21 protein-coding genes and 1 tRNA gene are annotated in these 24539 nt (G+C 68.2%); 14 read left to right on the top strand and 8 right to left on the bottom strand.

The features are described 5' to 3' along the window. Positions 1-2: 2 nt before the first annotated feature. Entirely contained in the window at positions 3-884 is an 882-nt protein-coding gene (locus tag TU34_RS16955; protein ID WP_238981366.1) for a LysR family transcriptional regulator, read from the bottom strand. Positions 885-986: 102 nt separating this feature from the next. On the opposite strand from TU34_RS16955, the gene TU34_RS16950 reads away from it, so the two are divergent. The 8 genes from TU34_RS16950 to TU34_RS16915 all read left to right on the top strand — a co-directional run bounded on the left by TU34_RS16950 (position 987) and on the right by TU34_RS16915 (position 10785). Continuing rightward, entirely contained in the window at positions 987-2177 is a 1191-nt protein-coding gene (locus TU34_RS16950) for a CaiB/BaiF CoA transferase family protein (protein WP_238981364.1), read from the top strand. A gap of 37 nt (positions 2178-2214) precedes the next feature. Then, positions 2215-3387, top strand: coding sequence for an acyl-CoA dehydrogenase family protein (locus TU34_RS16945; RefSeq protein WP_045824059.1), 1173 nt, complete (start codon positions 2215-2217; stop codon positions 3385-3387). Between the two features lie 10 nt (positions 3388-3397). Continuing rightward, on the top strand, positions 3398-4588 hold the full coding sequence (locus TU34_RS16940) for an acyl-CoA dehydrogenase family protein (protein ID WP_045824058.1): 1191 nt from the start codon (positions 3398-3400) through the stop codon (positions 4586-4588). 12 nt (positions 4589-4600) lie between these two features. Further along, positions 4601-5521, top strand: coding sequence for a hypothetical protein (locus TU34_RS16935; RefSeq protein WP_045824057.1), 921 nt, complete (start codon positions 4601-4603; stop codon positions 5519-5521). Further along, positions 5518-6408 (top strand): 3-hydroxyacyl-CoA dehydrogenase NAD-binding domain-containing protein, encoded by an 891-nt coding sequence (locus tag TU34_RS16930; RefSeq protein WP_045824056.1) that lies wholly within the window; start codon positions 5518-5520, stop codon positions 6406-6408. The genes TU34_RS16935 and TU34_RS16930 overlap by 4 nt, the downstream gene beginning before the upstream one ends. Before the next feature lie 75 nt (positions 6409-6483). Beyond that, positions 6484-6924: a type II toxin-antitoxin system Rv0910 family toxin gene (locus TU34_RS16925; RefSeq protein ID WP_045824089.1), complete on the top strand. Its 441-nt coding sequence runs from the start codon at positions 6484-6486 to the stop codon at positions 6922-6924. Between the two features lie 156 nt (positions 6925-7080). Next, entirely contained in the window at positions 7081-8754 is a 1674-nt protein-coding gene (locus TU34_RS16920) for a substrate-binding domain-containing protein (protein WP_150116577.1), read from the top strand. A gap of 108 nt (positions 8755-8862) precedes the next feature. Continuing rightward, positions 8863-10785, top strand: coding sequence for an AMP-binding protein (locus TU34_RS16915; protein WP_045824055.1), 1923 nt, complete (start codon positions 8863-8865; stop codon positions 10783-10785). Positions 10786-10879: 94 nt separating this feature from the next. Here TU34_RS16915 and TU34_RS16910 read toward each other — a convergent pair whose 3' ends face one another. Both TU34_RS16910 and TU34_RS16905 read right to left on the bottom strand, forming a co-directional pair. Then, positions 10880-13054 (bottom strand): glutamine synthetase III family protein, encoded by a 2175-nt coding sequence (locus TU34_RS16910; RefSeq protein WP_045824054.1) that lies wholly within the window; start codon positions 13052-13054, stop codon positions 10880-10882. Between the two features lie 243 nt (positions 13055-13297). Continuing rightward, positions 13298-14824 carry a DUF222 domain-containing protein gene (locus tag TU34_RS16905; RefSeq protein ID WP_045824053.1) on the bottom strand — a complete coding sequence of 509 codons (1527 nt, stop codon included), beginning with the start codon at positions 14822-14824 and terminating at the stop codon, positions 13298-13300. A gap of 239 nt (positions 14825-15063) precedes the next feature. Here TU34_RS16905 and TU34_RS16900 point away from each other — a divergent pair. Next, a tRNA-Arg gene (locus TU34_RS16900) sits at positions 15064-15136 on the top strand. Between the two features lie 56 nt (positions 15137-15192). Here the strand turns inward: TU34_RS16900 and TU34_RS16895 are convergent. Next, positions 15193-16470 carry a PE-PPE domain-containing protein gene (locus TU34_RS16895; protein ID WP_160298539.1) on the bottom strand — a complete coding sequence of 426 codons (1278 nt, stop codon included), beginning with the start codon at positions 16468-16470 and terminating at the stop codon, positions 15193-15195. Positions 16471-16749: 279 nt separating this feature from the next. On the opposite strand from TU34_RS16895, the gene TU34_RS22420 reads away from it, so the two are divergent. Continuing rightward, positions 16750-18459 (top strand): cellulase family glycosylhydrolase, encoded by a 1710-nt coding sequence (locus TU34_RS22420; RefSeq protein ID WP_082080378.1) that lies wholly within the window; start codon positions 16750-16752, stop codon positions 18457-18459. Positions 18460-18536: 77 nt separating this feature from the next. On the opposite strand, the gene TU34_RS16885 is transcribed toward TU34_RS22420, so the two are convergent. The 3 genes from TU34_RS16885 to TU34_RS16875 form a co-directional block, all read right to left on the bottom strand. Beyond that, positions 18537-18845, bottom strand: coding sequence for a hypothetical protein (locus TU34_RS16885; RefSeq protein WP_045824051.1), 309 nt, complete (start codon positions 18843-18845; stop codon positions 18537-18539). Positions 18846-18926: 81 nt separating this feature from the next. After that, positions 18927-19562 (bottom strand): vitamin K epoxide reductase family protein, encoded by a 636-nt coding sequence (locus TU34_RS16880; protein ID WP_162486043.1) that lies wholly within the window; start codon positions 19560-19562, stop codon positions 18927-18929. Between the two features lie 93 nt (positions 19563-19655). After that, positions 19656-20132 carry a glutathione peroxidase gene (locus tag TU34_RS16875; RefSeq protein WP_045824050.1) on the bottom strand — a complete coding sequence of 159 codons (477 nt, stop codon included), beginning with the start codon at positions 20130-20132 and terminating at the stop codon, positions 19656-19658. Between the two features lie 75 nt (positions 20133-20207). Between TU34_RS16875 and TU34_RS16870 the strand changes: the two genes are divergently transcribed. Further along, positions 20208-21047, top strand: a complete 840-nt coding sequence (locus TU34_RS16870; RefSeq protein WP_045824085.1) for an SDR family oxidoreductase — start codon at positions 20208-20210, stop codon at positions 21045-21047. Then, positions 21044-21832 carry a precorrin-6A synthase (deacetylating) gene (gene cobF / locus TU34_RS16865; RefSeq protein ID WP_045824049.1) on the top strand — a complete coding sequence of 263 codons (789 nt, stop codon included), beginning with the start codon at positions 21044-21046 and terminating at the stop codon, positions 21830-21832. Before TU34_RS16870 ends, cobF begins: the two co-directional genes overlap by 4 nt. A 19-nt stretch (positions 21833-21851) precedes the next feature. On the opposite strand, the gene TU34_RS16860 is transcribed toward cobF, so the two are convergent. After that, positions 21852-22613, bottom strand: coding sequence for a 3'(2'),5'-bisphosphate nucleotidase CysQ (locus TU34_RS16860; RefSeq protein ID WP_045824048.1), 762 nt, complete (start codon positions 22611-22613; stop codon positions 21852-21854). A 206-nt stretch (positions 22614-22819) separates the two neighbouring features. On the opposite strand from TU34_RS16860, the gene TU34_RS16855 reads away from it, so the two are divergent. Next, the gene (locus TU34_RS16855) at positions 22820-23539 is read left to right on the top strand and encodes a hypothetical protein (RefSeq protein WP_045824047.1); all 720 of its coding nucleotides are present in this window, start codon (positions 22820-22822) and stop codon (positions 23537-23539) included. Positions 23540-23603: 64 nt separating this feature from the next. Further along, the gene (locus TU34_RS16850) at positions 23604-24506 is read left to right on the top strand and encodes an Fpg/Nei family DNA glycosylase (RefSeq protein ID WP_045824046.1); all 903 of its coding nucleotides are present in this window, start codon (positions 23604-23606) and stop codon (positions 24504-24506) included. The last annotated feature ends 33 nt before the right edge of the window (positions 24507-24539 follow it).

Below are 24539 nucleotides of genomic sequence, written 5' to 3'. Positions count from 1 at the left end.
GATCAGGATGGTGGGGTGGGGCGGGCCTCGGCGCGGCCGAGGGCGCGGACGACCGGTTGCAGACGGGTGTCGGCGGTGCGGCGCAGGAGGTAGGTGGTGAGCGAGTCGTCGATGTCGTCGATCGGCAACACGGCGTAGTCGTCGGGGTCGAGTGATCCGACCGCCTCGGATTCGATCGGCACGATGGTGAAACCGGCTGTGCTCCGCAGGAACATCATCAGGCCGCTGGTGTCGCTGAACACCGCGTCGGTGTCGACGACGGCGCCGGCCGCGGCGAGTCGGTCGGCCCGTCCCTGACCGAGATCCCAGTGCCGCGGGCCCCGGATGTACCGCATCCCGCGAAGGTCGCTCAGCTGCAACGACGTCCGCCCGGGGAACCGCGACGCATCGATGACCGCGCCGAGCGGCTCGCTGTAGAGGACCAGGGTCGACAGGCGGTCGTCGGTGGTGCCGACGTGGGCGATCGCGAGGTCGATGGAGTTGCTGAGCAGTGCCGATTCCATCTGCAACGACGGCATCTGGCGGATGGCGAAGGAGAAATTCGCCTCGAGGTCGCGGATCGAGGCTGTCAGCGAGCGACGATGCGCGGGGTTGAGCACGTCGGGGATCGCGAGACGCACCTCGACGCGGCCCGTGTCGGGCCCGACGAGTCCGGGGATGGCGTCGAAATCGGCGACCACCGACGACGCCAGCGGTACGAGGGCCTCGCCCGCCGCGGTGAGTTTCGTGTGGTGGGTGGAGCGTTCGAACAGCGGCGTGCCGAGTTCGTGTTCGAGGGTGCGGATGCGCTGACTCAACGGCGGCACCGACATGTTCAGTGACCGGGCCGCGCGGGTGAAGTTGAGCTCGCGCGCGACCGCGAGGAAGTACCGCAGGTGATGCATCTCCACAGTGCACGAGCCTAGACCGGTGTTATCGCCGTGGACATACCGATCTGAGCCAGACGGTAATTCTCTTACCTTGGGCAACGACCTAGCGTGGATGACATGACCACCACAGACATGAACGCAGATCCGACATCCGGCCCCCTCGCAGGCGTCACCGTGGTCGACATCTCGACCGTGGTGATGGGCCCGTACGCGACACAGATCCTCGGCGACTTCGGTGCCGACGTGATCCGCATCGAGCCGCCGTTCGACACCGCGCGCCAATCGCCGGCCAACACCGGTCGCAACCCCGGGATGGCGCCGCTGTACATGCAGGTCAACCGCAACAAGCGCAGCGTCGCGATCAACCTCAAGGACCCGAAGGGCATCGAGGACCTGTTCGCGATTCTCGCCGACGCCGACGTCCTGGTCACCAACATGCGCGCCGGTGCGCTGCAGCGCCTCGGTCTGGACTACGACGCCGTCCACGAGCGCTTCCCGCATCTCATCTACGCCCACGCGCAGGGTTTCGCGCCGACGTCGTCGCAGGGCAACCGTCCGGCGTACGACGAGGTGATCCAGGCCGTGTCCGGTCTGGTCAGCCTGCAGGATCGCGCCGGCGGTTCGCTGCAGTTCATGCCGACGTTCATCGCCGACAAGACCGCCGCGCTGTACCTGCTCAACGGTGTCCTCGCGGCGCTCTACCACCAGCTGCGCACCGGCGAGGGCCAGCATGTCGCGCTCGCGATGGCCGACGCCATGATCGCGGTGAACATGGTCGAGCACATGGCCGGCGACGTGTTCGTCCCCGCCGCGGGTGAGGTCGGCAATCCGCTGAGCCTCACCGGCGCCCACGCCGCGATGCGGACGAAGGACGGTGGCGCGATCGCCGCCGTGCCCTACACCAACGACGCGGTCCGCAAGCTCCTCGTCGGTGCCGGTCTCGACGCCGACGCCGCCGACCCCGCGTGGGAGTCGCCGACCATCGATCGACCGGTGTTCACCGCGGGCATCGAGAAGGTGCTCGCACACTCGACGAACAAGACCACCGCGGAGTGGGAGGAGTACCTCACCGCCAACGACATGCCGTACGGACTGGTCGTCGACATCGCCGACCTGCCCGACGACCCGTATGTCCGCGAGGTCGGGCTGATCACCGAGATGGCGCACCCCACCGAGGGCACCATCCGCGTGGTCGCCAATCCGCTGCACTTCTCGCAGACACCGACCGGCTTCTACCGCCACGCCGAGCGCGCCGGCGCCAGCACCGACGAGGTGCTCGACGCGGTACGGACCCCGGCCACCGCCTGAGCCGCGCACCAGACACCGAACAAGCAAGGGAGACATCATGGACCTCGAACTCTCGACGGCCGACATCGCATTCCGGGACGATCTGCGCGAGGTGTTCCTCGGCGAGGTCCCCGCCGACATCCGTCGCCGCAGTGCCCTGAACCAGACCACGCACGACGACATCGTGACCAGCCAGCGCATCCTCAACCGGCACGGCCTCGCCGTCCCGCACTGGCCCGCGGCGTGGGGTGGAAAGGACTGGACCGCAACGCAGTCGCACATCTACGGCTCGGAACTGCAGCGCGCCGCGGTGCCCCAGCCGCTCGCCTTCAACGTGTCGATGGTGGGCCCGATCATCGCCGAGTTCGGTACCGAGGAGCAGAAGCAGAAGTTCCTGCCCGCGACGGCCAACCTCGACATCTGGTGGTCGCAGGGGTTCTCCGAACCCGAGGCCGGTTCGGACCTCGCGTCGCTCAAGACCACCGCACGCCGCGACGGTGACCACTACGTCCTCAACGGTCAGAAGACCTGGACGACCCTCGGTCAGCACGGCGACTGGATGTTCGTCCTCGCCCGCACCGACACCCACGCCGAGCGCAAACAGCAGGGCATCTCGTTCCTGCTGCTCGACCTGACCACGCCCGGCATCGAGCGCAGGCCGATCCGGCTCGTCGACGGCAGCGCCGAGGTCAACGAGTTCTTCTTCGACGACGTCGTGATCCCCGCCGAGAACCTGGTGGGGGAGGAGAACAAGGGCTGGACCTACGCCAAGTTCCTTCTCGGCAACGAGCGCAACAGCATCGCGCAGGTCGGCACCGCGCAGCGCATCTACGCCGATCTCGCCGCCGCGGCCGCCGGAACCGACACCGGCACCGGCACTCTCGCCACCGATCCGGCGTTCCGCGGTTCCATGCACTCGCTGAAGACATGGCTGATCGCCCTCGAGGCGACACAGCTGCGGGTCACCGGAGCCTCGGAGAACGGGCAGGCCAGTCCGGTGTCATCGTTGCTGAAGATGGAGGGCACGCAGGCCCTGCAGGACCTGACGCGGCTGCGCATGACCGCGGCCGGCACCGACGGCGCCCTCGTGTCCGCCGACGGCGACCTGGCGGCCGACCCGGCCGCCTCCGCCGCCACGACCCAGTACCTCAACCTGCGCAAGCTCTCGATCTTCGGTGGTTCCAACGAGATCCAGCGCGGTGTCATCGCCAAGACCATCCTCGGACTGTAGGAGAGCAATCATGAATCTCGATCTCAACGACGACCAGCAACTGTTGTTCGACACCGTCGACTCGGCCGTCGGCCGCGACTACACGATGGGCGGCCGCGCGAACGCGACGACCTCCGATCTCGGGTGGAACGCCCGCACCTGGTCGACGCTGGCCGAACTCGGACTGACCGGGCTCACCATCGACGAGGACCACGGCGGTGTCGGCGCCGGGCCGGTGGAGCTCTACGCGAGCCTGCAGGCCATCGGCCGCCACGCCGCGACCGAACCGCTCCTCGACGGTGTCGCCCTGCCGGGCTGGGTCATCGCCGCCTTGGGTGATCCGACCCAGCAGAAGGAGCTGCTCGGTGCACTCGCGGCCGGCGAGTCCGTCATCGCCGTCGCCCACGCAGAACCGGGCCGTGCCTGGGACGCCGCTCCGGCCACCACGGTCACCGTCGCCGACGACGGCAGCGCCACCGTGTCCGGCGTGAAGGCCCCTGTCGCACACGCCGATCAGGCGTCGCACCTCCTTGTCACCGCGATCGACACCGACGGCCGGACACGGGTCGTCCTCGTCGAGTCCGGCGTCGCCGGGATCACGCGCGCCGACGGTCGCACCGCCGACTGGTCGCACGCCTCCCAGGTGACGTTCACCGACGCCGTCGGTGTCCTCCTCGGTGACGGCACCGCCGACGCGGGTACCGCACTGCGCACCACGTTCGCGCAGGCACGCATCGCCGTCACCGGCGAGGCCATCGGTCTCATGGAGTCGGGTCTGCGTCTCACCGTCGAGTACCTGAAGAGCCGCAAGCAGTTCGGCGTACCGCTGTCGACGTTCCAGGCGCTGGTCCACCGCGCCGCCGACCTCTACGCACAGGTCGAACTCGCGCGGTCGATGGCGCTGTACGCCACCGCCACCGCCGAGGCCGTCGCGAACGGCACCGCCGACACCGAGGTCCTCGTCTCTGCCGCCGACGACGCGTTCGTCTACGTGTGCGACGCGGCGACCGCGGTCGCCGAGGAGATCATCCAGCTCCACGGCGGTATCGGGATGACGTACGAGTCCGAGGTCGGCCACCACGCCGCACGCCTCGTCGGCATCACCGCGACACTGGGTGGCGTGGAGGCGGCGCGGCGTCGAGCCGTCACCGCCGACACCGTGCTCCGCGCACCGAGCGCGCTGCTCAACAACGCCGACGCCGCACTCGCCGCGACCGTCTGAAGGGACACCGACGTGTTCGATCACCTGCTCGTCCTCGACATCGCCGGCGGCGCGATCCGCCGCGTCGACCTCGATGGCACCGTGAGCACCCTCGTCGCCGAGACCGGTTCCGCGCCGGACGGGATCGTGTACGACCCCGCCTCCGACCGGATCTTCTGGACGCTGATGGGCAGGCCGAGCCGTGGTGACGACGGTCCCGATTTCAGTGCCCGCAACGGCGGTTTGCGATCAGCCCGGCTCGACGGCTCGGATGTCGCGACCGTCCTCACCGACGGGACCATCACCACCGGGAAGCAACTCGACCTCGCCGACGCTCACCTCTACTGGGGTGACCGCGAGGGCGGCCGGGTCACGCGCGCGGCCGTCGACGGCAGCGAGGTCACCGATCTGGTGATCCGCCCGCGCGACCCCGAGACCGGTCTCGTCGACATGGCCGACCAGTGCGTCGGCGTGGCCGTCGACGTCGCATCACGTCACCTGTACTGGACGCAGAAGGGTCCGGCGAAAGGCGGTGCGGGACGGATTTTCCGTGTCGGACTCGACATCCCCGCGGGTGAGACCGCAGGGACTCGCACCGACATCGAGACGGTCTGGGCGGATCTGCCCGAACCGATCGACCTCTGGTTCGACGCCGCCTCGTCGTCGCTGTACTGGACCGACCGGGGCGCCGCACCCCGTGGCAACACCCTCAACTGCGCGCCGGTACCCGCCGTCGGCGACACCGGACGCACGCCGACGATCCTGGCTGACGGGTTCGGCGAGGCCATCGGCCTCGCGATCGACGCCGACGTCGCCTACGTGACCGCCCTCGACGGCACCGTGCGCGCGGTGCCCACCCATCCCGACGGACCCGCCGAGCGCGTCGTCGCCGCGGTTGCCGGCAGTGCGTTCACCGGAATCGTCGGCATCCCTGCACGAACGGAGCAGTCATGAGCCACACACCCACCCTCGCCATCGTCGGTGCGGGGGTCATCGGGATCTCCTGGGCGCGACTGGCCCGCGAGCACGGATGGACCGTCACCATCACCGACCCCCGCGCGGATCTGCGCGACATCGTGACCGCCGCGTTCGGCGACGATCCCGCCGTGGTCGCCACCGACGATCTCGCCGCCGCGGTGCGCTCCGCGGACCTCGTCCAGGAGAACGGCCCCGAACGCCTCCCGGTCAAGCAGCAGCTGTTCGCCGAGATCGGGGCGGCCGCGCCTGCGGATGCCGTTCTGGCGACCTCGAGTTCGTCGATCACCGCCTCGGAGATCGCCGTCGATCTCGAGCCCGGGGTCGCGGCGCGGTTGCTGGTCGGCCACCCCTTCAACCCACCGGAACTGATGCCGCTGGTCGAGGTGCTGCCCGGGTCGCGGACCGCCGCGGGGACCACCGAGACCGCCGTCGGGCTCTACCGTGCGCTCGACCGCGAACCGGTCGTGATCACCACCGAACTCCCGGGTTTCGTCGCGAACCGCCTGCAGGCGGCGGTCTCCCGCGAGGCGCGCTACCTCGTGCAGGAGGGTGTCGTGTCGCCCGGCGACCTCGACACCATCCTGCGCAACTCCCTCGGACTGCGGTGGGCCACCATCGGGTTGTTCGAGGGCAACGTCCTCGGCGGCGGACCCGGCGGTATCGCCCACCTGCTCGCCGGCGTCGGCGCCCAGACCGGCGGCATCGAACCCGGGGTGCCCGCCACCGATCCGGAATCGATGCGACGCCTCGTCGAGGCCGTCGAGGACACCTACGGTTCCGGCGCGCAGGTGTACGAGACACTCGCCCGACGCCGTGACCGCCGCACCCGTGCGGTGCTCGCGGCCCTCGCCGACACCGAGTGACCGCGCGCAGGAGTCGACGGCCGACCATCGATCCCGCCACCCACAGATGGCAACGAACCGTTTATCGTGTGCGGCATGGCTTCTGTGAGCGAGAGCGTCGAGGTTCCCCTGAGTCCCGACGACGCCTGGACCAATGTCTCCGATCTCTCCCGGTACGAGGAGTGGCTGACCATCCACGACGGCTGGCGCAGCGAGGTACCGACCCGTGACCAGCTGGCGAAGGGCCTGAAGATCGCCTCGGTGGTCGCGGTCAAGGGCACCCGCGTCCGCTTCGAGTGGACGGTCGACAAGTTCGATCCGCCGAACATCGTCGCTCTCAAGGGCAACGGCAAGGGCGGCGTGAAGGTGAAGCTGAGCCTGACGTCGGTGAAGTCCGGCGACGGCTCCAAGGTCACCATCGACCTCGACCTCGGCGGCCTGCCCATGATGGGCCCCGCAGGCAAGGCCGCCGCCAAGCTGGTCACCTCCGACCTCCGCGAGTCCCTCGCGAAGTTTCAGAAGGTCTTCGCCGAGTAACCGCGCGCCGGCCCACGACCGTCGACCGCCCGTTTCGACCGTTTCGCCGGGGATCGGCGTATCCGGGCCGGTTGCCTGGGCTATCATCCTCGTCGACATCGCTGCCATCGGTGCTGGTCACCGCTCTATGAGTGCAGCGCGACGGACGGGGAACCCATGGGGCGCCATCACGCCGCCGACGCGTCGACGCCTGCCGCGCGGCGCGGCACCGACGACAAACCGCCACGCCGACGACGCCGTGGACCGCTCATCGCGTCAGCGGTCGTCGTCGTCGCGCTCGTGGCCGGCGGCGTGGTGTGGGCGACCGTCGGCGGCTCGTCGGGTCCCGAGTGCGACTCCCGCACGGGTATCACCATCGCCGCCGACCCCTCGATGACCACGGTGCTCAAATCCGTGGCGCCGCAGGCGTCGGAGAACTCGTGCTTCGACTACACGGTGTCGGCCGTCGCCGGGACCGGCATCGCCGGCGAACTGACCCGCGGTGAGGGCGCCCCGGACCTGTGGGTCGCCGATTCGACCGGCCGCGCCACCACCGTCACCCGAGGGGTGAACGTCCCCACCGACATCGTGGTGCCGTCGGTGGCGAGCACCCCGGCCGTCGTCGTCGGGTCGTCGCTGCCCGAGCTCGCCGACTGGGTGTCGGTGATGAAGCTGCCCGACCTCCGCATCGGCAGTCCGCTGGACTCCAGCACCGGCAACGCGCCCATCGTCGGAGCGTTGGCCTCGGTCGAGAAGGGCACGCTGAGCAGCAAAGACCTCACCGACGCGATGACGCTGCTCGCCATTCAGCAGGGCAACGTCCGCGCCGCCGACGACTCCGAGGAGTCACGTCTCGCCCTCGCCGAGTCCTCGCGCATCCCGGTCGTCACCACCGAGCAGCAGTTCCTCTCCCACGCCGCCTCCACACCGACCACGAAGCTCACCGAGAAGGTGCCCTCGGTGGGGACGACGTTCCTCGACCACCCGATGCTCGTCACCGCCGCCGCCGATCGTCGGGACGCGGCGCGGGAAGCCGGACAACGGTTCGCGCGCGAGTTGTCGAGTGCCACAGGCGCACAGGCGCTCACCGCACAGCACTACCGACTGCCCACCCGCGCACCGCTGGCCGGGGCGGGCGTCGGCGACGTCGCGCAGATCGTGCTGCGCGATCCGTCCCAGCAGACGAAAACCCTGCGGCAGTGGTCGGTGGTCGCCGAACCCATCCGGACGCTGGTCGCGATGGACGTCTCGGGGAGCATGGAGGAGCAGGTCGGCTCGTCGACCCGCGCGGAACTCCTCGTGCAGGCCGCCCTCACCGGGAACAAGCTGTTCCCCAACAACACCGCGATCGGGATGTGGTACTTCTCGGTCGACAAGGGCGGACCGGGACAGGACTGGATCGAGATCGCCCCCATCGAACGCGAGGACCACGTCCGGCCCGACGGCCGCACCCAACGCGAGTTCCTCAACAGCCAGGCGAAGGACTACCAGCGCTACGTCGGCGGCGGCACCGGCCTCTACGACACGACACTGGCGGCCTACAAGAAGGTCCTCGACACCTACGATCCGAACTACTCCAACAGCATCATCGTGCTCACCGACGGCCGCAACGAGGATCCCGGCAGCCTCGGTCTGTCGGAGCTGTTGGCGCAGATCAAGGCGCTGCAGGACCCTGCTCGACCCATCGACATCGTCACCATCGGCATCTCCGCCGACGCCGACACCTCCGCCCTGAAACAGATCGCCGACCTCGCCCCTGCGGGTACCAGCTATCAGGCGAAGGACCCCACCGAGATCCCGTCGGTGTTGGTCGACGCCGTTGCGGCGCGGGTCACCGCGGCCGGTCGCTGACCGGCGACCAATCCGGCGCCCAGCGCTCTCCGAACCACATCGCGTAACAGGTTTCCCGTCCGCTGCGACGTACGGGTGACCGAACGGTGTGCGACGAGGAGGGCGGGCATGGCGAACTCTGTCGACACGTCCCCCCACCGCCCGCAGCAGACCTCGATCGCCGTCGATCTGCGCGGACCCGTCGACCACGACGCACTCGACGACGCCATCGCCACGCACGCCCCGCTCCATGCGGCGGCCGGTGTCGATTCGGTTCTCGTCGAGTCGGTGTCCCGCGACCACACCGTCGTCTTCCTGACCCATCGCCGCGCGGATCCGCTGGGCCCGATGCCGGCGATCGCGGCCGCCTACGCCGCCACCCGGACGGCGGTGCCCCGGACGGATGCGGCCGCCACCGACGGCCTCGGCACCGACGTCGACCCCACCTCCCATCTCCCGGCCGACACGGCCGGCGGGATCCTCTCGGCGACGATGTCGGATGCGCTCCGTATGCGAGCGCTCCGCGACGACGTCGATCTCGCCGATGTGATCGCGGCCGCCTCCATCGAGTCCGGCCTGTCCGCGGAGGTACAGGAACTCACCGGCGTCGGGCCGGTGTCGTTCGGCGACCTGTGCGGAGAGGTCACCGTGCTGCGCCGGGACAGCCCCCGTGGCGACGTGCCGCTGGTGCGGGTCTACCGCGCCCTCGGCGACCGCCTGCGCATCGACCTCGTGGGCGTGAACGCCGATCCGCAGCGCCGCCTCGATCGTCTTCTCGCCGCGCTCTCGTCGCCTGCCGCGACCCCGGTCCCACGGCTGTGGAACGACACCGACGAACTGACGGTGCCCGCGACCGTGGTCGACCTCGTGGACGTCGCATTGGCGCGCCACCCCGACGCCGTCGCGATCGAGTTCGCCGACGGCGCCGATCCGATCACCTACGGCGAGTTGGACAGTCGCGTCAACCAGGTCGCGCGCACGCTCATCGCGAACGGCGTCGGCACCGACGTCGTCGTCGGTGTGATGTGTGTCGACCCGGTGTGGGCGACCGTCGCGACCCTCGCGGTGTTCCGGGCCGGCGGTGGCGTGCTGCCGCTGCCGGTGCACGGTTCGCCCGAGACGGTGTCCGGTCTCGTGGCGGCCGCGGACCCGGCGTGTGTGGTGACCGACCGCGTGCTGTCCGACACCGACATCGACCCCGATGCGGTGATGGGGGAGTTCGTCCGTCACGCCGACGTGCCGAACATCCTCGCCGCGACCGACGCCGCGACCGCTGCCGCTGAGACCCCGGAGTCGTTGGTGCGCAGCGGGTTCGACGTGATCCCGCCGTGGGTGTCGGTGGTCTCGCTCGATCCGCAGGAATTGGCCGAGTACTCCGACGACCCGATCTGCCCCCAGGAGTTGCTCGGACCCGCGCGCCTGGGGTCGACGGCCATGCTGGGCTGGCTCGCTCCGGCACCGACCACTCCGATGATCATCTCGCAGCGGTCGTTTGCCGCTCGGTTGCAGTGGATCGCCTCCATCGCCGACACCGACAGCGACTCCCCGATCGTGGGTCGCGATCTCCCCGACACGGATTCGATGGATTCCGATTGGATGATCTCGGTACTGGCCCGGATCGCGGTGACCGCACCGCTGCGCACCGGCGCCTCGGTGCTTCATCGCGTGACGTCCCCGTCCGCCTCGGCGCGTCGGCGGTCCTCGATCGCCCATCGCCTCGCCGGCCTCGGAGGGGGGAGCGAGGTGATCGGCGCCATCCCGGCGTGGAACACCGAGACCTATGTCCTCGACTCCCGGTTGCAGGCGCTGCCACCGGGCGTGGTCGGCGACCTCTACATCGGCGGCATCCATCTGCCGCGCGGTCATGCGGGGTGCTCGGCCTCGACGTCGTCACGGTTCGTCGCCAATCCGTTCCGGCCCGGCGAGCGGATGCTGGCCACCGACATCCTCGTACGGCGCAATGCCGACGGTTCGCTGGTCGCGGTCGAGTCGGAGACGCTCGCCGCGCCGGCCGCACAGCGTCGATTCGGTCGTATCGGCCGCCGCGCCTGACTTCTCGGTACTCCAGCCCCGCGATCACGAACGGCGGTGGACCGGTGCGGGTGCGCCGGTCCACCGCCGTCGGTGGTGGGGATGCGGTGAGGATCTACAGGATGGTCAGCATCTCGTTGTAGGTCGGCAGCGGCCACAGGTCGTCGGCCACCAGACCCTCGAGGGTGTCCGCCGCGACCCGCACCTCGGCCATCGCCGGGATCAGCGTCTCGAGCGCGTAGGTGGACTCCTCGAGCTCCGATTCGCCGTGGAACTCCGCGATGCCCTTCTCCAACGTCGCCAACGACGCACTCAATGCGCCGATCGCCGTGGTGATGTCGGTGAGCAGCGGGTTGGCGGCGTCGAGGCCGGCGGCCTTCACGTTCACCGCGATGCCGGCCAGCTCGCCCTGGTAGCGCAGCGCGGTCGGCAGGATCATGGTCTTGCCGATCTCGGCGGTCTCCTTGGCCTCCACCAGGATCGTCAGCGCGTACTGCTCGAGGATGACGTCCTTGCGGGCCTCGAGCTCCCGCGCCGACAGCACGCCGTAACGCTCGAAGAGTTCCTCATTCTCCTTCTCCGCCATGAACGGAACGGCGTCGACGGTGGTGCGCAGGTTCTTCAGGCCACGTGCGGCGGCCTCCTCCTGCCACGCGTCGGCGTAACCGTCGCCGTTGAAGATGACCGCGCCGTGATCGGTGATGACCTGCTGCAGCACCGTCTGGACGGCCGCGTTGAACTCGGTGCCGTCCGAGGTCAGCTTCTCCAGCTCGGTCGCGAGGTAGTCGATGGAGTCGGCGAGGATCGTGTTGATGGCGACCATCGGGTCGGAGATCGACTGGTTGGAGCCCGGCGCGCGGAACTCGAAGCGGTTGCCGGTGAAGGCGAACGGGCTCGTGCGGTTGCGATCGCCCGGATCGGCCTTCATCGGGGGCAGGCTGTCGACACCGAGCTCGAGGACGCCCGACTCCTTCGACTCGGTGGCACCGCCCTTCGCGATCTGGTCGAACACGTCCATCAGCTGATCGCCGAGGAAGATCGAGATGATCGCCGGCGGAGCCTCGTTCGCGCCGAGACGGTGATCGTTGCTCGCCGAGGCGACTGACGCGCGGAGCAGGCCGCCGTACTTGTGGACGCCGCGGATGATGGCCGCGCAGAACACCAGGAACTGCACGTTCTCGTGCGGGGTGTCGCCGGGGTTGAGCAGGTTGCCCTGGTTTCCGTTGCCCAGCGAGAAGTTGACGTGCTTGCCCGAGCCGTTGACACCGGCGAACGGCTTCTCGTGCAGCAGACAGGTCATGCCGTGGTTCTCGGCGACCTTCTTCATGATCGTCATCATCAGCTGCTGGTGATCGTGCGCGAGCACCGAACGCTCGAAGACGGGGGCGAGCTCGAACTGTCCGGGCGCGACCTCGTTGTGGCGGGTCTTCGACGGGATACCGTGCTTGAACAGCTCACGGTCGAGGTCGATCATGTACGCCAGCACGCGGTCGGGGATGGCGCCGAAGTAGTGGTCGTCGAACTCCTGGCCCTTGGACGGCTTGGCGCCGAACAGGGTTCGCGCCGTCGTCATGATGTCGGGCCGCGCGTAGTAGAAGTGCTCGTCGATGAGGAAGTACTCCTGCTCGGCGCCCGCGTACGACACGACGGTGTCGACGTCGCTGTGGCCGAACAACTTCAGCAGTCGCATGGCCTGCTTGCTCATCGCCTGCTGGCTGCGCAGCAGCGGGGTCTTCTTGTCGAGCGCCTCGCCGGTCCACGAGATGAACACCGTGGGGATACAGAGGGTGTTGCCGTTCGGGTTCTCGAGGATGTAGGCCGGGCTGGTGACGTCCCAACCGGTGTAGCCGCGGGCCTCGAACGTGCCGCGCAGGCCGCCGTTGGGGAAGCTCGACGCGTCGGGCTCGCCCTGCAGCAGGGTCTTGCCCTGGAACTCCGCGAGCGAGGCGCCCGAGGAGTCGGGCTCGAGGAACGAGTCGTGCTTCTCGGCGGTGAACCCGGTGAGCGGGTAGAAGACGTGGGCGTAGTGCGAGGCGCCCTTCTCGATCGCCCAGTCCTTCATCGCGTTGGCGACGACATCGGCGATGGTGGGGTCGAGGATGGTGCCCTCGTCGATGGTGGCCGCGACCTTCTTGAAGACGCTCTTGGGCAGACGGTCCTTCATGACCGACTTGCTGAAGACGTTGATCCCGAACAGGTCGGCGAGAGGCGCCTCCGCCGTGGTGCACTCGGGGGTGCTGTGGGCGGTTACGGCCTTGATCGCCTCACGGCGGGAAATGCTGCCACTCATGGGTCACTCCTGGATGGTCCGATCCACCCCAGATGGGCTGGATGCAACGTGAAAGAACGCTCACGCGACGCTATGGGTGACCTGTCGCGGGAGCGTTTCCATCGTGTGACGCCCAGGAAACACGCGAGGCAGACCCCGCTTTTCGGCCCTGTGGGCAACGAAATCGGGGGTCGGCGACCGAAGTGATTCGGAACGCTATCGACTTCCCCGTCGATCGGCAACCGGAGAGGCCACCCTCCCGTGTCAGAACGGTGGTGGGTTGTCGTCCTCGGCGTCGCGCGCGGCCTGCTCGTCGGTTTCGCGGGTGCGTCGGTTGTGTTCGCGTTCTGTTTGTCTGCGGGCGTGTTTGTCCGCCAGGCGTGGTCGGCGTCTGGTGGGTGCTGGCTCTTCGGCGGGTCCAGGAGCGGGTGGCGCGTTCTGGGGTGCGGTGAATCGGATGTCTTTGAGGGCGGGGAACAGGTCGGTGCCGTCGAATGCCGGCCCGGCCACCGTCAAGCCTTCGGGGGTGATGATCACCGATTGGGTGCGGCCGTCGCGGCCGATGGTCTGGTCGTCGAGGAAGGCGGTGTGGGTTTTGAGGTTGTGGTGCAGCCGGCACTTGGATCCAGTGTTCCCCGGGCACGTCTGCCCACCCGCGCAAGGATTGTCGTGGTCGTACTCGCGGACATGGTCGATGTCGCACACCCAGGCAGGTCGTTCGCAGCCGGCGACGTCGCAGTACAACGACCGGGCCCGGACCACGGTGTCCAGTGCGGTCGACGGCCGATACGGATTCCCCGGGGTGTGTGGGGCGAGCGGGTCATCGGAGTGTCCGATCGGCGCCACGGTGAGGCCGGGCTCGTCGAGCAGGTCGTCGAGATGGGCTGGGGAGATCACGCCGTAGCCGTCCAGGAAACACGGTGTCTCGCCGTCCCCGGCGACGGTCTCCAGGTCACAGATAACGTGCAGCGTCATGCTGCTGCCGGTTCCGGGAACCTCCCGCGCCGCAGGCGCTTCGGGGTCGGAAACCGCAGGGGCGTCGCACGACTCATCGTCACCGCAGTGGCATTCCCACGCGGCACCCATGACGAGACAGAAATGCGCATCGGACTTCCGCGCGGCGAGGCTGCGGCCGTCGTTGCCGCAGACCGCGCGGGCGAGGGCGTCGACGCGTCGCGATATCTGGATGGCTTTCTCGGCGGTGGACGTCGCTTCCACCCGTGCCATGCCGTCGGCGAGGGGTTCGGTCCAGAATCCGCGGGCGTCGACTGCCGCCTTCCGGCGGGCACGCACAGCGTCGGGATCGACGCGGTAGACGCTGCGGTCGACCATGTCCCGGATCCGCGACGGTGACCACGATCCGCGTCGCCGCAACGCCGCCGCGATCTCGGTGTCGACGACCTGCTGGGCGTCACGGTCGGTGACGAGGTCGGTGCGTTCGACGATCACCCGCACATACCGCGGCGCCAACCGGCCATCGCGGAGACATTCGGCGACCTTCGGCAACCGGTCGCGTAAAGCGACGGCGGTGTCGACGATCCGCTCGGCGGCGCCCTGGGAGATGGAGTGGGTGATCGCGATCCGGGCCGCGCACTGCATCGTCGCGTCGAACGTCCGGCGATCCGACGCCTCGTGGGGCACCACCAACTGACGGTGCAACTCGCCGGCGTCGCGGTACCGCATCCACTCCAGGAACGCTTGACCGGCGGCGGCGTGAACCATGTTGCCCAACAACGCGTTCACCGGTGCAGCAACGTGATCGGTGAGCAACCCCACCGACCCCGCATCCACCCCAGCCCAAGCTGTGACAACGGGGGTGGACGCGCCTTCGCTCCGAGCCTCGCTGCGCTCGATTCTCACTCGTCGCACCCCCGCGTCGCGCATGAATCAACCCTAGAACAGGGGTACGACAATGAGCCGCGGGCGAAGTGTCGGCCCGGGAAAAGCGCCTGTTTCCGTACGCGGTCGGACGCGGGGAAGGCTCCGATACACTCGGGTCGTTCCGGGCGACGTCAGTCGATCCGGTGCGCGCCCTCGTAGCTCAGGGGATAGAGCATTCCTCTCCTAAAGGAAGGGTCGCAGGTTCGAATCCTGCCGGGGGCACAGAGACGACACGACCCCCGCGCCGATGGCGTGGGGGTCGTGTCGTGTGCGTGGTGTCAGGCGGCCGGCGACACGGTGTTCGTGATCGTCGACGGTGCCGAGGTGGTGCTCGGTGTCGACGTGCTGGTCGGAACGGTCGACGTGGTCGGATCCGAACCCAGGGGGACCGTGCTCGACGTGGTGGCCGAGGTCGGTGCCGGGGAGCTCGTGGTCGAGGCATCGCCGGTCGGGGTCGAGGCCGTCGAGGTCGACGGTGCCGTGAGAGCGGGCGTCTCCTCGGTCGGCGAGGTGACCGCCTTGCGGGCGCTGACCTGCTTGGTGACCGTGTTCGGTGTCGACTCGACCGGAGTCTGCGTGCCCGAACCCGAGCCGCCGAAGAGGCGCAGGTAGGTGTTCACCAGGTTCAGCAGCGGATCGTTCGCGGCCGAGACCGTGGACCGTGTCGGGGTGCCGAGACTTCCCGTGCGGTCGTAGGCCGCCTCGATCTGCGGGCGCAGGATCGCGTCGAGCGGTGCGGCCAGGAACGACGGCATGAAGCGCAGGATCGGCAGGGTGTTCTTCACCGTGATGAAGCGGGTGTTGCCGACGGTCTGATCGCGAAGGATGTTGTCCTTGTTGTCGATATCGACGTTGAAGTAGTCGCCGTGATCGAAGTACATGCCCAGCGCGGTGTTGATCATGACGAGCATGTTGGTCGGGTTGGTCGGGTAGTCGCAGAAGCCGTCGTACTGGCGGCACACGTCGGTGACCTGGTAGTCCGACGCTCCGAGCGGCGGCTGGAAGTCGACTCCCAGCGGGGGACCGATCTTGTAACCGGGGTACCGGGTGAAGAACCCGCCGTTGGGCCGCATCGGGTTACCGAAGACGACGAAGCTGAGGTCCTCGGTGGACGGTGTGCTGGCGACGCCCGCAGCACCGGTGTTGCGCGTGGCCTGGAGCGCGTTGATCTGTCGGCTGACCACCGAGGCGCTCGACGAATACCCGACGATGACCACCTTCTGGCCCGGGACGTAGGTCTTCGCGAGGGCCGCGTCGATCTTCTGCAGGCCCTCATCCTGCGACACGTTGAACAGTGTGCCGTCGGCGCCGGTGCTGATCGGTGTCTGCGCCGACCACTTCACGGGCGTGAAAACGTAACCGGGATAGGGAGTTCCGTCTTTGCCGGTGAACCGGTTGTTGAGTTCCTTCTCCATGTTGACGCCGTCGGGATTACCGTTGCCGCCCATCACGAGAAGAGTGTTGGCGGTCAAGGCGACTGCTCCGGTCGACGGCGTCGTGGTCACCGTCTGGCCGAACAGGATCGCGGTCGCCGACATGGCCAGGACAGCCGACATGGCTGACTTGCTGAAGAGCTTCATGTTTCCCCCACGAAGTGTCGGCCAACCGATGGCCGACTGATGCTGATGTGATTCCCCCGAACCGTGATCAGCATCTCACACCTAGCGATCGATGGACACCCTGATCGCGACCGGTGTCCATCGTTCAGACGAATCCGAGACGGTTGCGGTTTCGCTGTACAGAAGTACCGCTGCTCCTGTTATAACTATGCTTAATCTGCGGCACAAGAATTGATTACCGATCCGCAGTACATCGAAAGCGGTATTCCTGTGTCCATGCTCCGCCCCCGCCCTTTTCCCTTCGCCAAGACCGTTGTCTCTTTATCTGCGCTCACCATGTTTGGCGCATTCGGCGGGCAGGCATTGCTGCCCAACGGTGAGCCGGCGTACTCGATCCTCAACGTGGCCAAGGTGATCGAGAAGCCGACCACCCTCGGTGTCGCCGACAGCGACCTCACGAACATGAGCGATGCCGACGTCGCCAAGACGCTCGACAAGCTGCAGTCGATCGGCGTGAATGATGTCCGCCTGTTCATTCCGTGGGCCGATGTCGAGACCAGCAAAGGTGTCTACGACTGGACGAAGATCGACAAGATCATGAATGCCGCGAAAGCGCGCGACATGGGCGTCATCGCGACCATCACGCACTCGCCGGACTGGGCGGTCACCGACAAGTCCCACCCCGCGCGGATCAGCCCGCCGACCAACCCGGCCGACTACGGCGACTTCGCGGCCGCGGTGGCCGAGAAGTACAAGGGCATCGTCTCGGGCTACGAGATCTGGAACGACACCAACTCCGGGTACGTCTACGGCGGAAAGGCTGACCCGACCGGTTACACGGCGCTCCTGCAGAACGCCTACGAGAAGATCAAGACCGTCGACCCGTCGATCACCGTGATCGCCGGTGTCTTCGGTGCCATCCCGACGAGCGCCACAGATCTGAACGCGCCGACCTTCCTCGACCAGATGTACACCGCGGGCGCTAAGAACTACTTCGACGCGATCTCGTACCACCCGTACCAGTACACGACCCCGTACTCGCAAGGCGGCACCCTGCAGGGATCGCCGCTCAACGAGGTAAAGCAGATGCGCGCGATCATGATGGAGAAGGGCGACGGCACCAAGCTCATCTGGGCGTCGGAGTACGGCTTCCCGACCTCGGCGGCCGGTGGTGAGACGCAGCAGCAGGCCTACATCGCCGACTTCATCAAGGCGTGGAGCACCCAGGAGGGCGCCGGGCCGATGTTCATCTACACCACGAGAGACCAGGTCGACACCAAGCTCGATCCGCCGCCGCCGGCCGACGCCTCTCAGGAGGTGAAGGATGCGTACTACGAGAAGGTCTTCGGCATCTACCGCTACGACTGGTCGGCCAAGCCGGCCGCGCAGACGATCGCCGACTTCATCGCCTCGCAGAAGCCCGTGGCGGCACCGCCGAACGTACTGGCGGTGTTCTTCCAGAACTTCGTCGCCGCGATCACGCAGGCGTTCACGAACTACACGTCGCTCTTCGCCAATGCGATCAACTCGTTCTTCCAGGCGATCCAGCGGATCTTCGCTCCTCAGGTCGCGGGTCCGCCCGCGAACACCGGCGGAACGGCACCGGGATCGGGTGGCCCCAACCCGAACACGCTGCTGCGTGTCGCGGCCGTCGCCCCGACCACCCCCGCGCAGGATGACGCCCCGGCGTCCGACGCCCCCGCGCCGCAGGCATTGATCGCGACGCAGGACGAGACCAGCACGGTTGTCCCGGCCCCGCAGTCGACGAGCTCGTCGACCTCGGAGTCGAGCGCACCGGTCGTGCCGACCGTCATCAAGTCGACCGGCACGAGTGCGCCGGTCACCCCGTCGACCGGTGAGAGCTCGCCGAGTGCGACCACCCCGTCGAGCTCGAGCACCCCGTCGACGTCCGCCGGGCCGTCGATCACGGCAGGGCCGACAGGATCGGACACCAAGTCCGTCGAGACGGTCGGTGCCGCCGGCTGATCGCGACCCGGACCTGACGCCTCGGGCGGTCACCGCAGCCTCACGGCTCGGTGGCCGCCCGTTCGCGTGCCGGGGTCTTAGAAGCCGAGGCCCATCCAGTCGGTCTCGGTGAACGTCTTCTCCAGGAACTGCGCCTCCACCTTCACCACGTCGGGGTCGGGTTCGGTTCCGGCCGTGGCGATGTCGCGATCGGCGATGGCCTTGAGCGCGCCGGCGACACCGGCCTCGTAGGTGGGGAACGCGCCGATCACCTCGCTGTCGGTGTGTCGGTCGTCGGTGTCGCGCCACCACACCCACAGGCTCATGCCGTCGGGGGAGGGGGAGAAACCAACGGTGGTCCCGTCGCGGGTGAGGGTGGGGCAGTCGTCGGGGAAGCGCTCGCTCATGGGCGAACGGTAACCGCCGCGGCCGACACGATCCGTGCGCTGACAGCCGTGGCGACGGCGTTGTTCACAGGACTGCCGGGTTCACAGGAGCGTCGACCAGTAGTACCAGAACCGTTCGCCGATGAGCGCGACGACGACGATGTAGTAGGCGATCAGGACGAACCACGCCTTGTCGACGACACGCCAGAGGGCGGGTATCGACCCGAGCCGGGCGGTGGTCTGTGCGGCGATCACGAGCAGGATCGGCGTCACCGTCCACACCGCCATGCAGTACGGGCACAGCGCGTTGATCCGATAGAGGCTCTCGACGATCAGGTAAACGACGAACACCATCCCCGCGGCCAGGTCCGCGGTGAGGCCACCCCAGAACCAGACCGGCAGATCGACGCGCGCCAGCACCAGGACACCGATCACCAGGACGACGCTGAACGCGCCGATGCCGATGAGCGGGTTGGGGAACCCGAAGAACTGGGCCTGCTTCGTCACCATCACCGATCCGCACGAGAGGACCGGGTTCAGGCTGCAGCTCGGACGGTACGACGGGTCCTCGAGCAGCTTGAAGCGTTCGATCGTGAGGGTGACCGCGGCCAGCAACCCGATGGCGCCGCAGATGAGCAGGACGATCGCGGTGGCACGCCGTGGCGCCCAGATCGGATCCGGCGAGTGGTCATCGAGATCGGCCGGCGTCTGGTCGGACGCGGTGATCGACTCGCTCACTGGAGGCCTCCTCGGTTCGGGCCGCTGCGCGGCGCTGGGCGAGACCAGGCTACAAGTGCCGGCTGAGGCGGCGATGAGATGTCGACGCGAGGGTCAGAGGACCTTCTCGATCTTGCCGGTCAGCGCCTGCGGCTTGGTGGTCGGCGGGAACCGGTCGACGACCTGTCCCTCCTTGTTGACCAGGAACTTGGTGAAGTTCCACTTGATCCGGTTACCGAGGATGGTCGACTTCTCCGAACGCAGCCACGCGAACAGCGGGTGGGCGTCGCTGCCGTTGACGTCGACCTTCTCGAACATCGGGAAGCTCACGTCGTAGGTGAGGCTGCAGAAGTTCTTGATCTCCTCGGCGTCGCCGGGCTCCTGGTGACCGAACTGGTTGCACGGGAAGCCGAGCACCACGAGGCCCTTGTCGGCGTAGGTCTTGTTCAGCTCCTGGAGACCGGTGTACTGCGGGGTGAAACCGCACTGCGACGCGGTGTTGACGATGAGCAGGGGCCGGCCCCGGTACTGCTCGAGGCTGACCTCCTCACCGTCGATGGTGGTGGCGGTGAAGTCATACGCGGTGGTCATGACTCATATTCGTAGCGCATCCGCGGGCGGATGGCGTCATGGAGGTGCCATGGCCGACGCCCTAGAGTGATCTGCGTGACCTCATCGCACTCCGCCACCACCGCTCCCCGGACCGTTCTCGTGACGGGTGTGTCCAGTGGGATCGGCCAGGCCGCGGCCCGACTGCTCGTCGAGGCCGGCCACACGGTGATCGGCACGAGTCGCCACCCCGACGGCATCGCCGAGGCCGACCGCGTGCCCGGTGTCCGCTACATCGCACTCGACCAGACCGACGCCGACAGCATCGAACAGTGCGCCCGCGAGGCCGGTGCCGTCGACATCCTGATCAATAACGCCGGCGTGAGCCATATGGGCCCGCTCGAGGACACCCCGATGTCCACGATCCACGAGGTGTTCACCACGAACCTCTTCGGCCCGATCGCACTCACGAAGGCGCTGCTGCCCGGGATGCGCGAGCGCCGCTTCGGTCGCATCGTGATGGTCGGGTCGATGCTCGGGAGTTTCCCGCTGCCGTTCCGATCGGTCTACGGGGCCACCAAGAGCGCGATGCACGCCTTCTCCGACGCGACCCGCCGCGAGTTGGCGCCGTTCGGCATCGCGATCACCACCGTCGAGCCGGGGACGATCGCCACCGGTATCGCCGACCGCCGCGTCTACACCGTCGCCGAGAACTCGGCGTACGCCGCCGATTACGACGTCGTCGCCGCGGCGACCCGCCGCAACGAGGCGAACGGGATGGCGGTGGGACCGCTCGCCGACCTCGTGGTGACGGCGGCACTGGCCGACAGCCCGAAGACGCTGTACGCCAGGGGCAACAAGGCGCCGATCGTGTTCGCGCTCAAGCGGATCCTGCCGTCGCAGTCGATGCTCGACGTGATGGCCCGGTTCCACGGGTTGAAGCGCGCCCGTCCGTGACGTCGCCCGCGGGTGTCCGCACGCTCCGCGTGATCGGCATCGGTCCCGGCGACCCGCGCCAGATCACCATCGAGGCCGTCGACGCGATGACCGGTGTCGACGCGTTCTTCGTCCTCGAGAAGTCCTCCCGTGGAAAGGGTTCGACCACCGACACCTTGATCGGGGTGCGCGAGCAGATCTGTGACCGCCACCTGGGTGCCGGGAACTACCGCTTCGTCGAGGTCGTCGACCCGCCGCGGCGGTCCGATCCCGACGACTACGACGCCGAGGTCCGACGCTGGCACGACGAACGCGCCACCCGCATCGAGGACGCGTTGCGCGCCGAGCTCGCCGACGACGGTGTCGGGGCGATCCTGGTGTGGGGCGATCCCGGTCTCTACGACAGCACCCTGCGCATCGCCGACGCGATCGTCGAACGCGGCCGCGTGCCCCTGCAGATCGAGGTGGTCGCCGGCGTCACCAGTGCGTCGGCACTGACTGCGGCACACCGGATCCTGGCGAACCGCATCGGCGAACCCATTCTCGTCACGACCGGTCGACGGCTCGCCGACACGCCGCCGGGCATCGACACCAATCAGATCGTGATGCTCGACGCCGACTGCACCTTCCGACACACCGCCGCCCCCGACGACCACATCTGGTGGGGCGCCTACCTCGGTACACCGCACGAGATCCTGATCAGCGGCACCGTCGGCGACGTCGGTGACCGCATCGCCGAGGAACGCGCGCGGGCCCGCGCCGAACACGGCTGGATCATGGACATCTATCTGCTCCGCAAACCCTGACCCCGGCGCAGGTGAGGGATCAGAAGAGATCGCCGAGCGCCGACAGCATCTCGTCGGCGATGTCGGAGCGGCAGATCACGAAGTCGCGGACGTAGGGGCGCGACCGGTTGTAGACGACCGGCGACCCGTCGAAGCGGCTGCAGTGCAGGCCCGCGGCGAGTGCGACACCGATGGGCGCGCAGTTGTCCCATTCGTACTGACCGGTCCCGTGCACGTACGCGTCGGCGTCGCCGCGGACCACGGCCATCGCCTTCGCGCCCGCCGAGCCGACCGAATAGGGCCGCAGCGACAGCCGGTCGGCCACCCACGCCGTGTCGTAGTTCAGGCCGTACCGGGAGACGACGAGCCGGCCCGACGGCTCATCGGCCTGCGACACCTCGTCGGTGCGGAACAGTTCACCCGTCGCGGGCAGCGAGACCGCGCAGTCGGTGGGTGCGCCGTCGACGGTGAGCGCGATGTGGACCGCCCAGTCGTCGCGCCCGGATGCGTACTCCCGCGTGCCATCGAGGGGGTCGATGATCCACACCCGTTCGCTGCGCAGCCGCGCACCCGAGTCGCGGGCCTCCTCCGACAGGATCGCGTCGTATGGCCGATGGGTGGCCAACGCCGCCGCGATCCACGCCTGTGCGACGGCGTCGCCGACATCGCCGAGCATGCGGCCGGTGAGCAGCGAGCGGTGTCGAGCCGCGACCAGCACCTCACCGGCGCCGCGGGCGAGGCGAGCGGCCAGTTCGACGTCGGACAGTGCGGTGGACGAGGCACCCTGCGGCGGAGGAGCCATGGCCGAACCTTTCCGCCGAGACCTCGAGACCGGGACCGGGTGTCCGACCGAGATGAACTGTTAATGTACCGGCGTCCAAATCCATTCTCGCAGGGCACGTTGTCGTGTCTCGTTGGTCGCCTCTGGGAGGTGTCGATGTCACGCCGGGCGCACGGGACGAACGCTGCGCGGATGGTCGGTGCCGTGGCCACGTCGAGCGGGGCGCGGTGACCGGGCCGGGTGTCGATCGGAACGCTGTCGCCACGTTGATCGTCGGTGGCGACGTCGAATGGATCGATGCCGATTCGGAGGCGGCTCGGGCTCTCCCCGAGGTCTGGCAGGCGATCGTTGCAGCGAGGTCGGCGCCCGAGCGTGTGAGCGCGGCCATGGCTCGATGGGATCACGAGTTCGTCGATCTGCTGCCACGTTTTGCGGCCCTGATGCGCGACCAGCTCATCGATGTCGTGCCCGCGATGATCGTGGGGGATCCAGCGCTGGTCTACGTCACGACCGACGGTGACGCCTACGCCCCCTGGGTGGGTACCGACCCGCGCGACTTCGGCGAGGTCTCGCCGATCTGGGACGTACTGCCCGAGCCGTTGCGGGCGTTCCAACGGAACACCCATCCGGGTTTCGGACTGACGTGGCCCGGCGTCTACGGGATCCGCACACCCGCCGACCAGATCTCCCGGTACGAACGACTCGAACTCGCAGACCTCGGGGTGGCGCCCGAGGAGGCCGTCATCGGCGAGTACGACGGCGAACCCGTCCGCGAGGACGAGGTCTATCTGCTGTCGTTCGATGAGGCGCAGGCCTTTTATTGTGTGTCACCGCGGTTCCGTGTCGGTGAGATCGTGTTCATCCACTACGACGATTTCGATGTCGTGGACCTCTGGCCGACCCTCGACGACGTCATGCTCATGCCCTATCGCAACGTCGTGTACTGACCGTCGTCGTGCGCGGCCGGTCGAATCGCGCCGAACGGTTGACGGGTGAGGGAAACTGGACCGCATGCCGGAGTTGCCCGAGGTGCAGGCCATCGCCGACTACGTCGACGGACGTGCGGCCGGACTACCGATACGTCGCGTCGACGTCGCGTCGCTCGCCGTGCTGAAGACCGCCGACCCGCCGTACTCGGCGTTGGCCGGCCGGATCGTCGCCGGTGTCCACCGCATCGGCAAGTACCTCGTGATCAGCACCGATCCGGCCGAGGTGGCACCCACCGGCCCCGATGCCGAGCGCGACGTCATCCACCTGGTGATCCACCTGTCCCGCGCCGGGTGGCTGCGGTGGTCGTCGAACCTGTCGCAGACACCGCCCCGCCCCGGCGGCAAGGGGCCCATCGCCTTGCGCGTCCACTGCGGGCTGCCGGGTGAGGGATTCGACGTGACCGAGGCGGGAACCCAGAAACGCCTGGCCGTGTGGATCGTGCGCGACACCGCCGAGGTCGAACGGATCGCGACGCTGGGCCCCGACGTCCTGTCGCTGACGCGGGACGAGCTCGCCGCGATCCTCGGCGGGACGGGGGCGCGTATCAAGACCGTCCTCACCGACCAGCGGGTCATCAGCGGCGTCGGCAACGCCTACAGCGACGAGATCCTGCACACCGCGCAGATCTCCCCGTTCGCGACGGCGAAATCGCTCTCTGACGATCAGCTCGACCGGCTGTTCGTCGCGGTGAACGCCGTCCTGTCCGACGCGATCGTGCGACTCGAGGGTGCGGAGGTCGCGACCATGAAGGGCGAGAAACGGTCCGGATTACGGGTGCACGCGCGCACCGGCATGCCGTGCCCGGTGTGCGGTGACACCGTGCGCGAGGTGTCGTTCACCGACCGGGCGTTCCAGTACTGCCCGACGTGCCAGACCGGCGGCAAGATTCTCGCCGACCGGCGGATGTCCCGCCTGCTCAAGTAGCTCACGGCGGTGAAATCCCCGTGCGTTAGCATT

The organism is Williamsia herbipolensis (genome assembly GCF_000964005.1).
Classification (GTDB): domain Bacteria; phylum Actinomycetota; class Actinomycetes; order Mycobacteriales; family Mycobacteriaceae; genus Williamsia_A; species Williamsia_A herbipolensis.
This window is presented reverse-complemented; position numbering and strand designations above follow the sequence as displayed.

What these genes read in the sequence shown, in the direction of transcription:
- TU34_RS16925 (WP_045824089.1), top strand. Translation starts at nt 6,484, where the DNA reads ATGGCTTCTGTGAGCGAGAGCGTCGAGGTTCCCCTGAGTCCCGACGAC.
- TU34_RS16915 (WP_045824055.1), top strand. Translation starts at nt 8,863, where the DNA reads ATGGCGAACTCTGTCGACACGTCCCCCCACCGCCCGCAGCAGACCTCG.
- TU34_RS16885 (WP_045824051.1), bottom strand. Translation starts at nt 18,845, where the DNA reads ATGAGCGAGCGCTTCCCCGACGACTGCCCCACCCTCACCCGCGACGGG.
- TU34_RS16850 (WP_045824046.1), top strand. Translation starts at nt 23,604, where the DNA reads ATGCCGGAGTTGCCCGAGGTGCAGGCCATCGCCGACTACGTCGACGGA.
- TU34_RS16860 (WP_045824048.1), bottom strand. Translation starts at nt 22,613, where the DNA reads ATGGCTCCTCCGCCGCAGGGTGCCTCGTCCACCGCACTGTCCGACGTC.
- TU34_RS16895 (WP_160298539.1), bottom strand. Translation starts at nt 16,470, where the DNA reads ATGTCGGCTGTCCTGGCCATGTCGGCGACCGCGATCCTGTTCGGCCAG.
- TU34_RS16945 (WP_045824059.1), top strand. Translation starts at nt 2,215, where the DNA reads ATGGACCTCGAACTCTCGACGGCCGACATCGCATTCCGGGACGATCTG.
- TU34_RS16920 (WP_150116577.1), top strand. Translation starts at nt 7,081, where the DNA reads ATGGGGCGCCATCACGCCGCCGACGCGTCGACGCCTGCCGCGCGGCGC.
- TU34_RS16930 (WP_045824056.1), top strand. Translation starts at nt 5,518, where the DNA reads ATGAGCCACACACCCACCCTCGCCATCGTCGGTGCGGGGGTCATCGGG.
- TU34_RS16910 (WP_045824054.1), bottom strand. Translation starts at nt 13,054, where the DNA reads ATGAGTGGCAGCATTTCCCGCCGTGAGGCGATCAAGGCCGTAACCGCC.
- TU34_RS16875 (WP_045824050.1), bottom strand. Translation starts at nt 20,132, where the DNA reads ATGACCACCGCGTATGACTTCACCGCCACCACCATCGACGGTGAGGAG.
- TU34_RS16955 (WP_238981366.1), bottom strand. Translation starts at nt 884, where the DNA reads ATGCATCACCTGCGGTACTTCCTCGCGGTCGCGCGCGAGCTCAACTTC.
- TU34_RS22420 (WP_082080378.1), top strand. Translation starts at nt 16,750, where the DNA reads ATGCTCCGCCCCCGCCCTTTTCCCTTCGCCAAGACCGTTGTCTCTTTA.
- TU34_RS16940 (WP_045824058.1), top strand. Translation starts at nt 3,398, where the DNA reads ATGAATCTCGATCTCAACGACGACCAGCAACTGTTGTTCGACACCGTC.
- TU34_RS16950 (WP_238981364.1), top strand. Translation starts at nt 987, where the DNA reads ATGACCACCACAGACATGAACGCAGATCCGACATCCGGCCCCCTCGCA.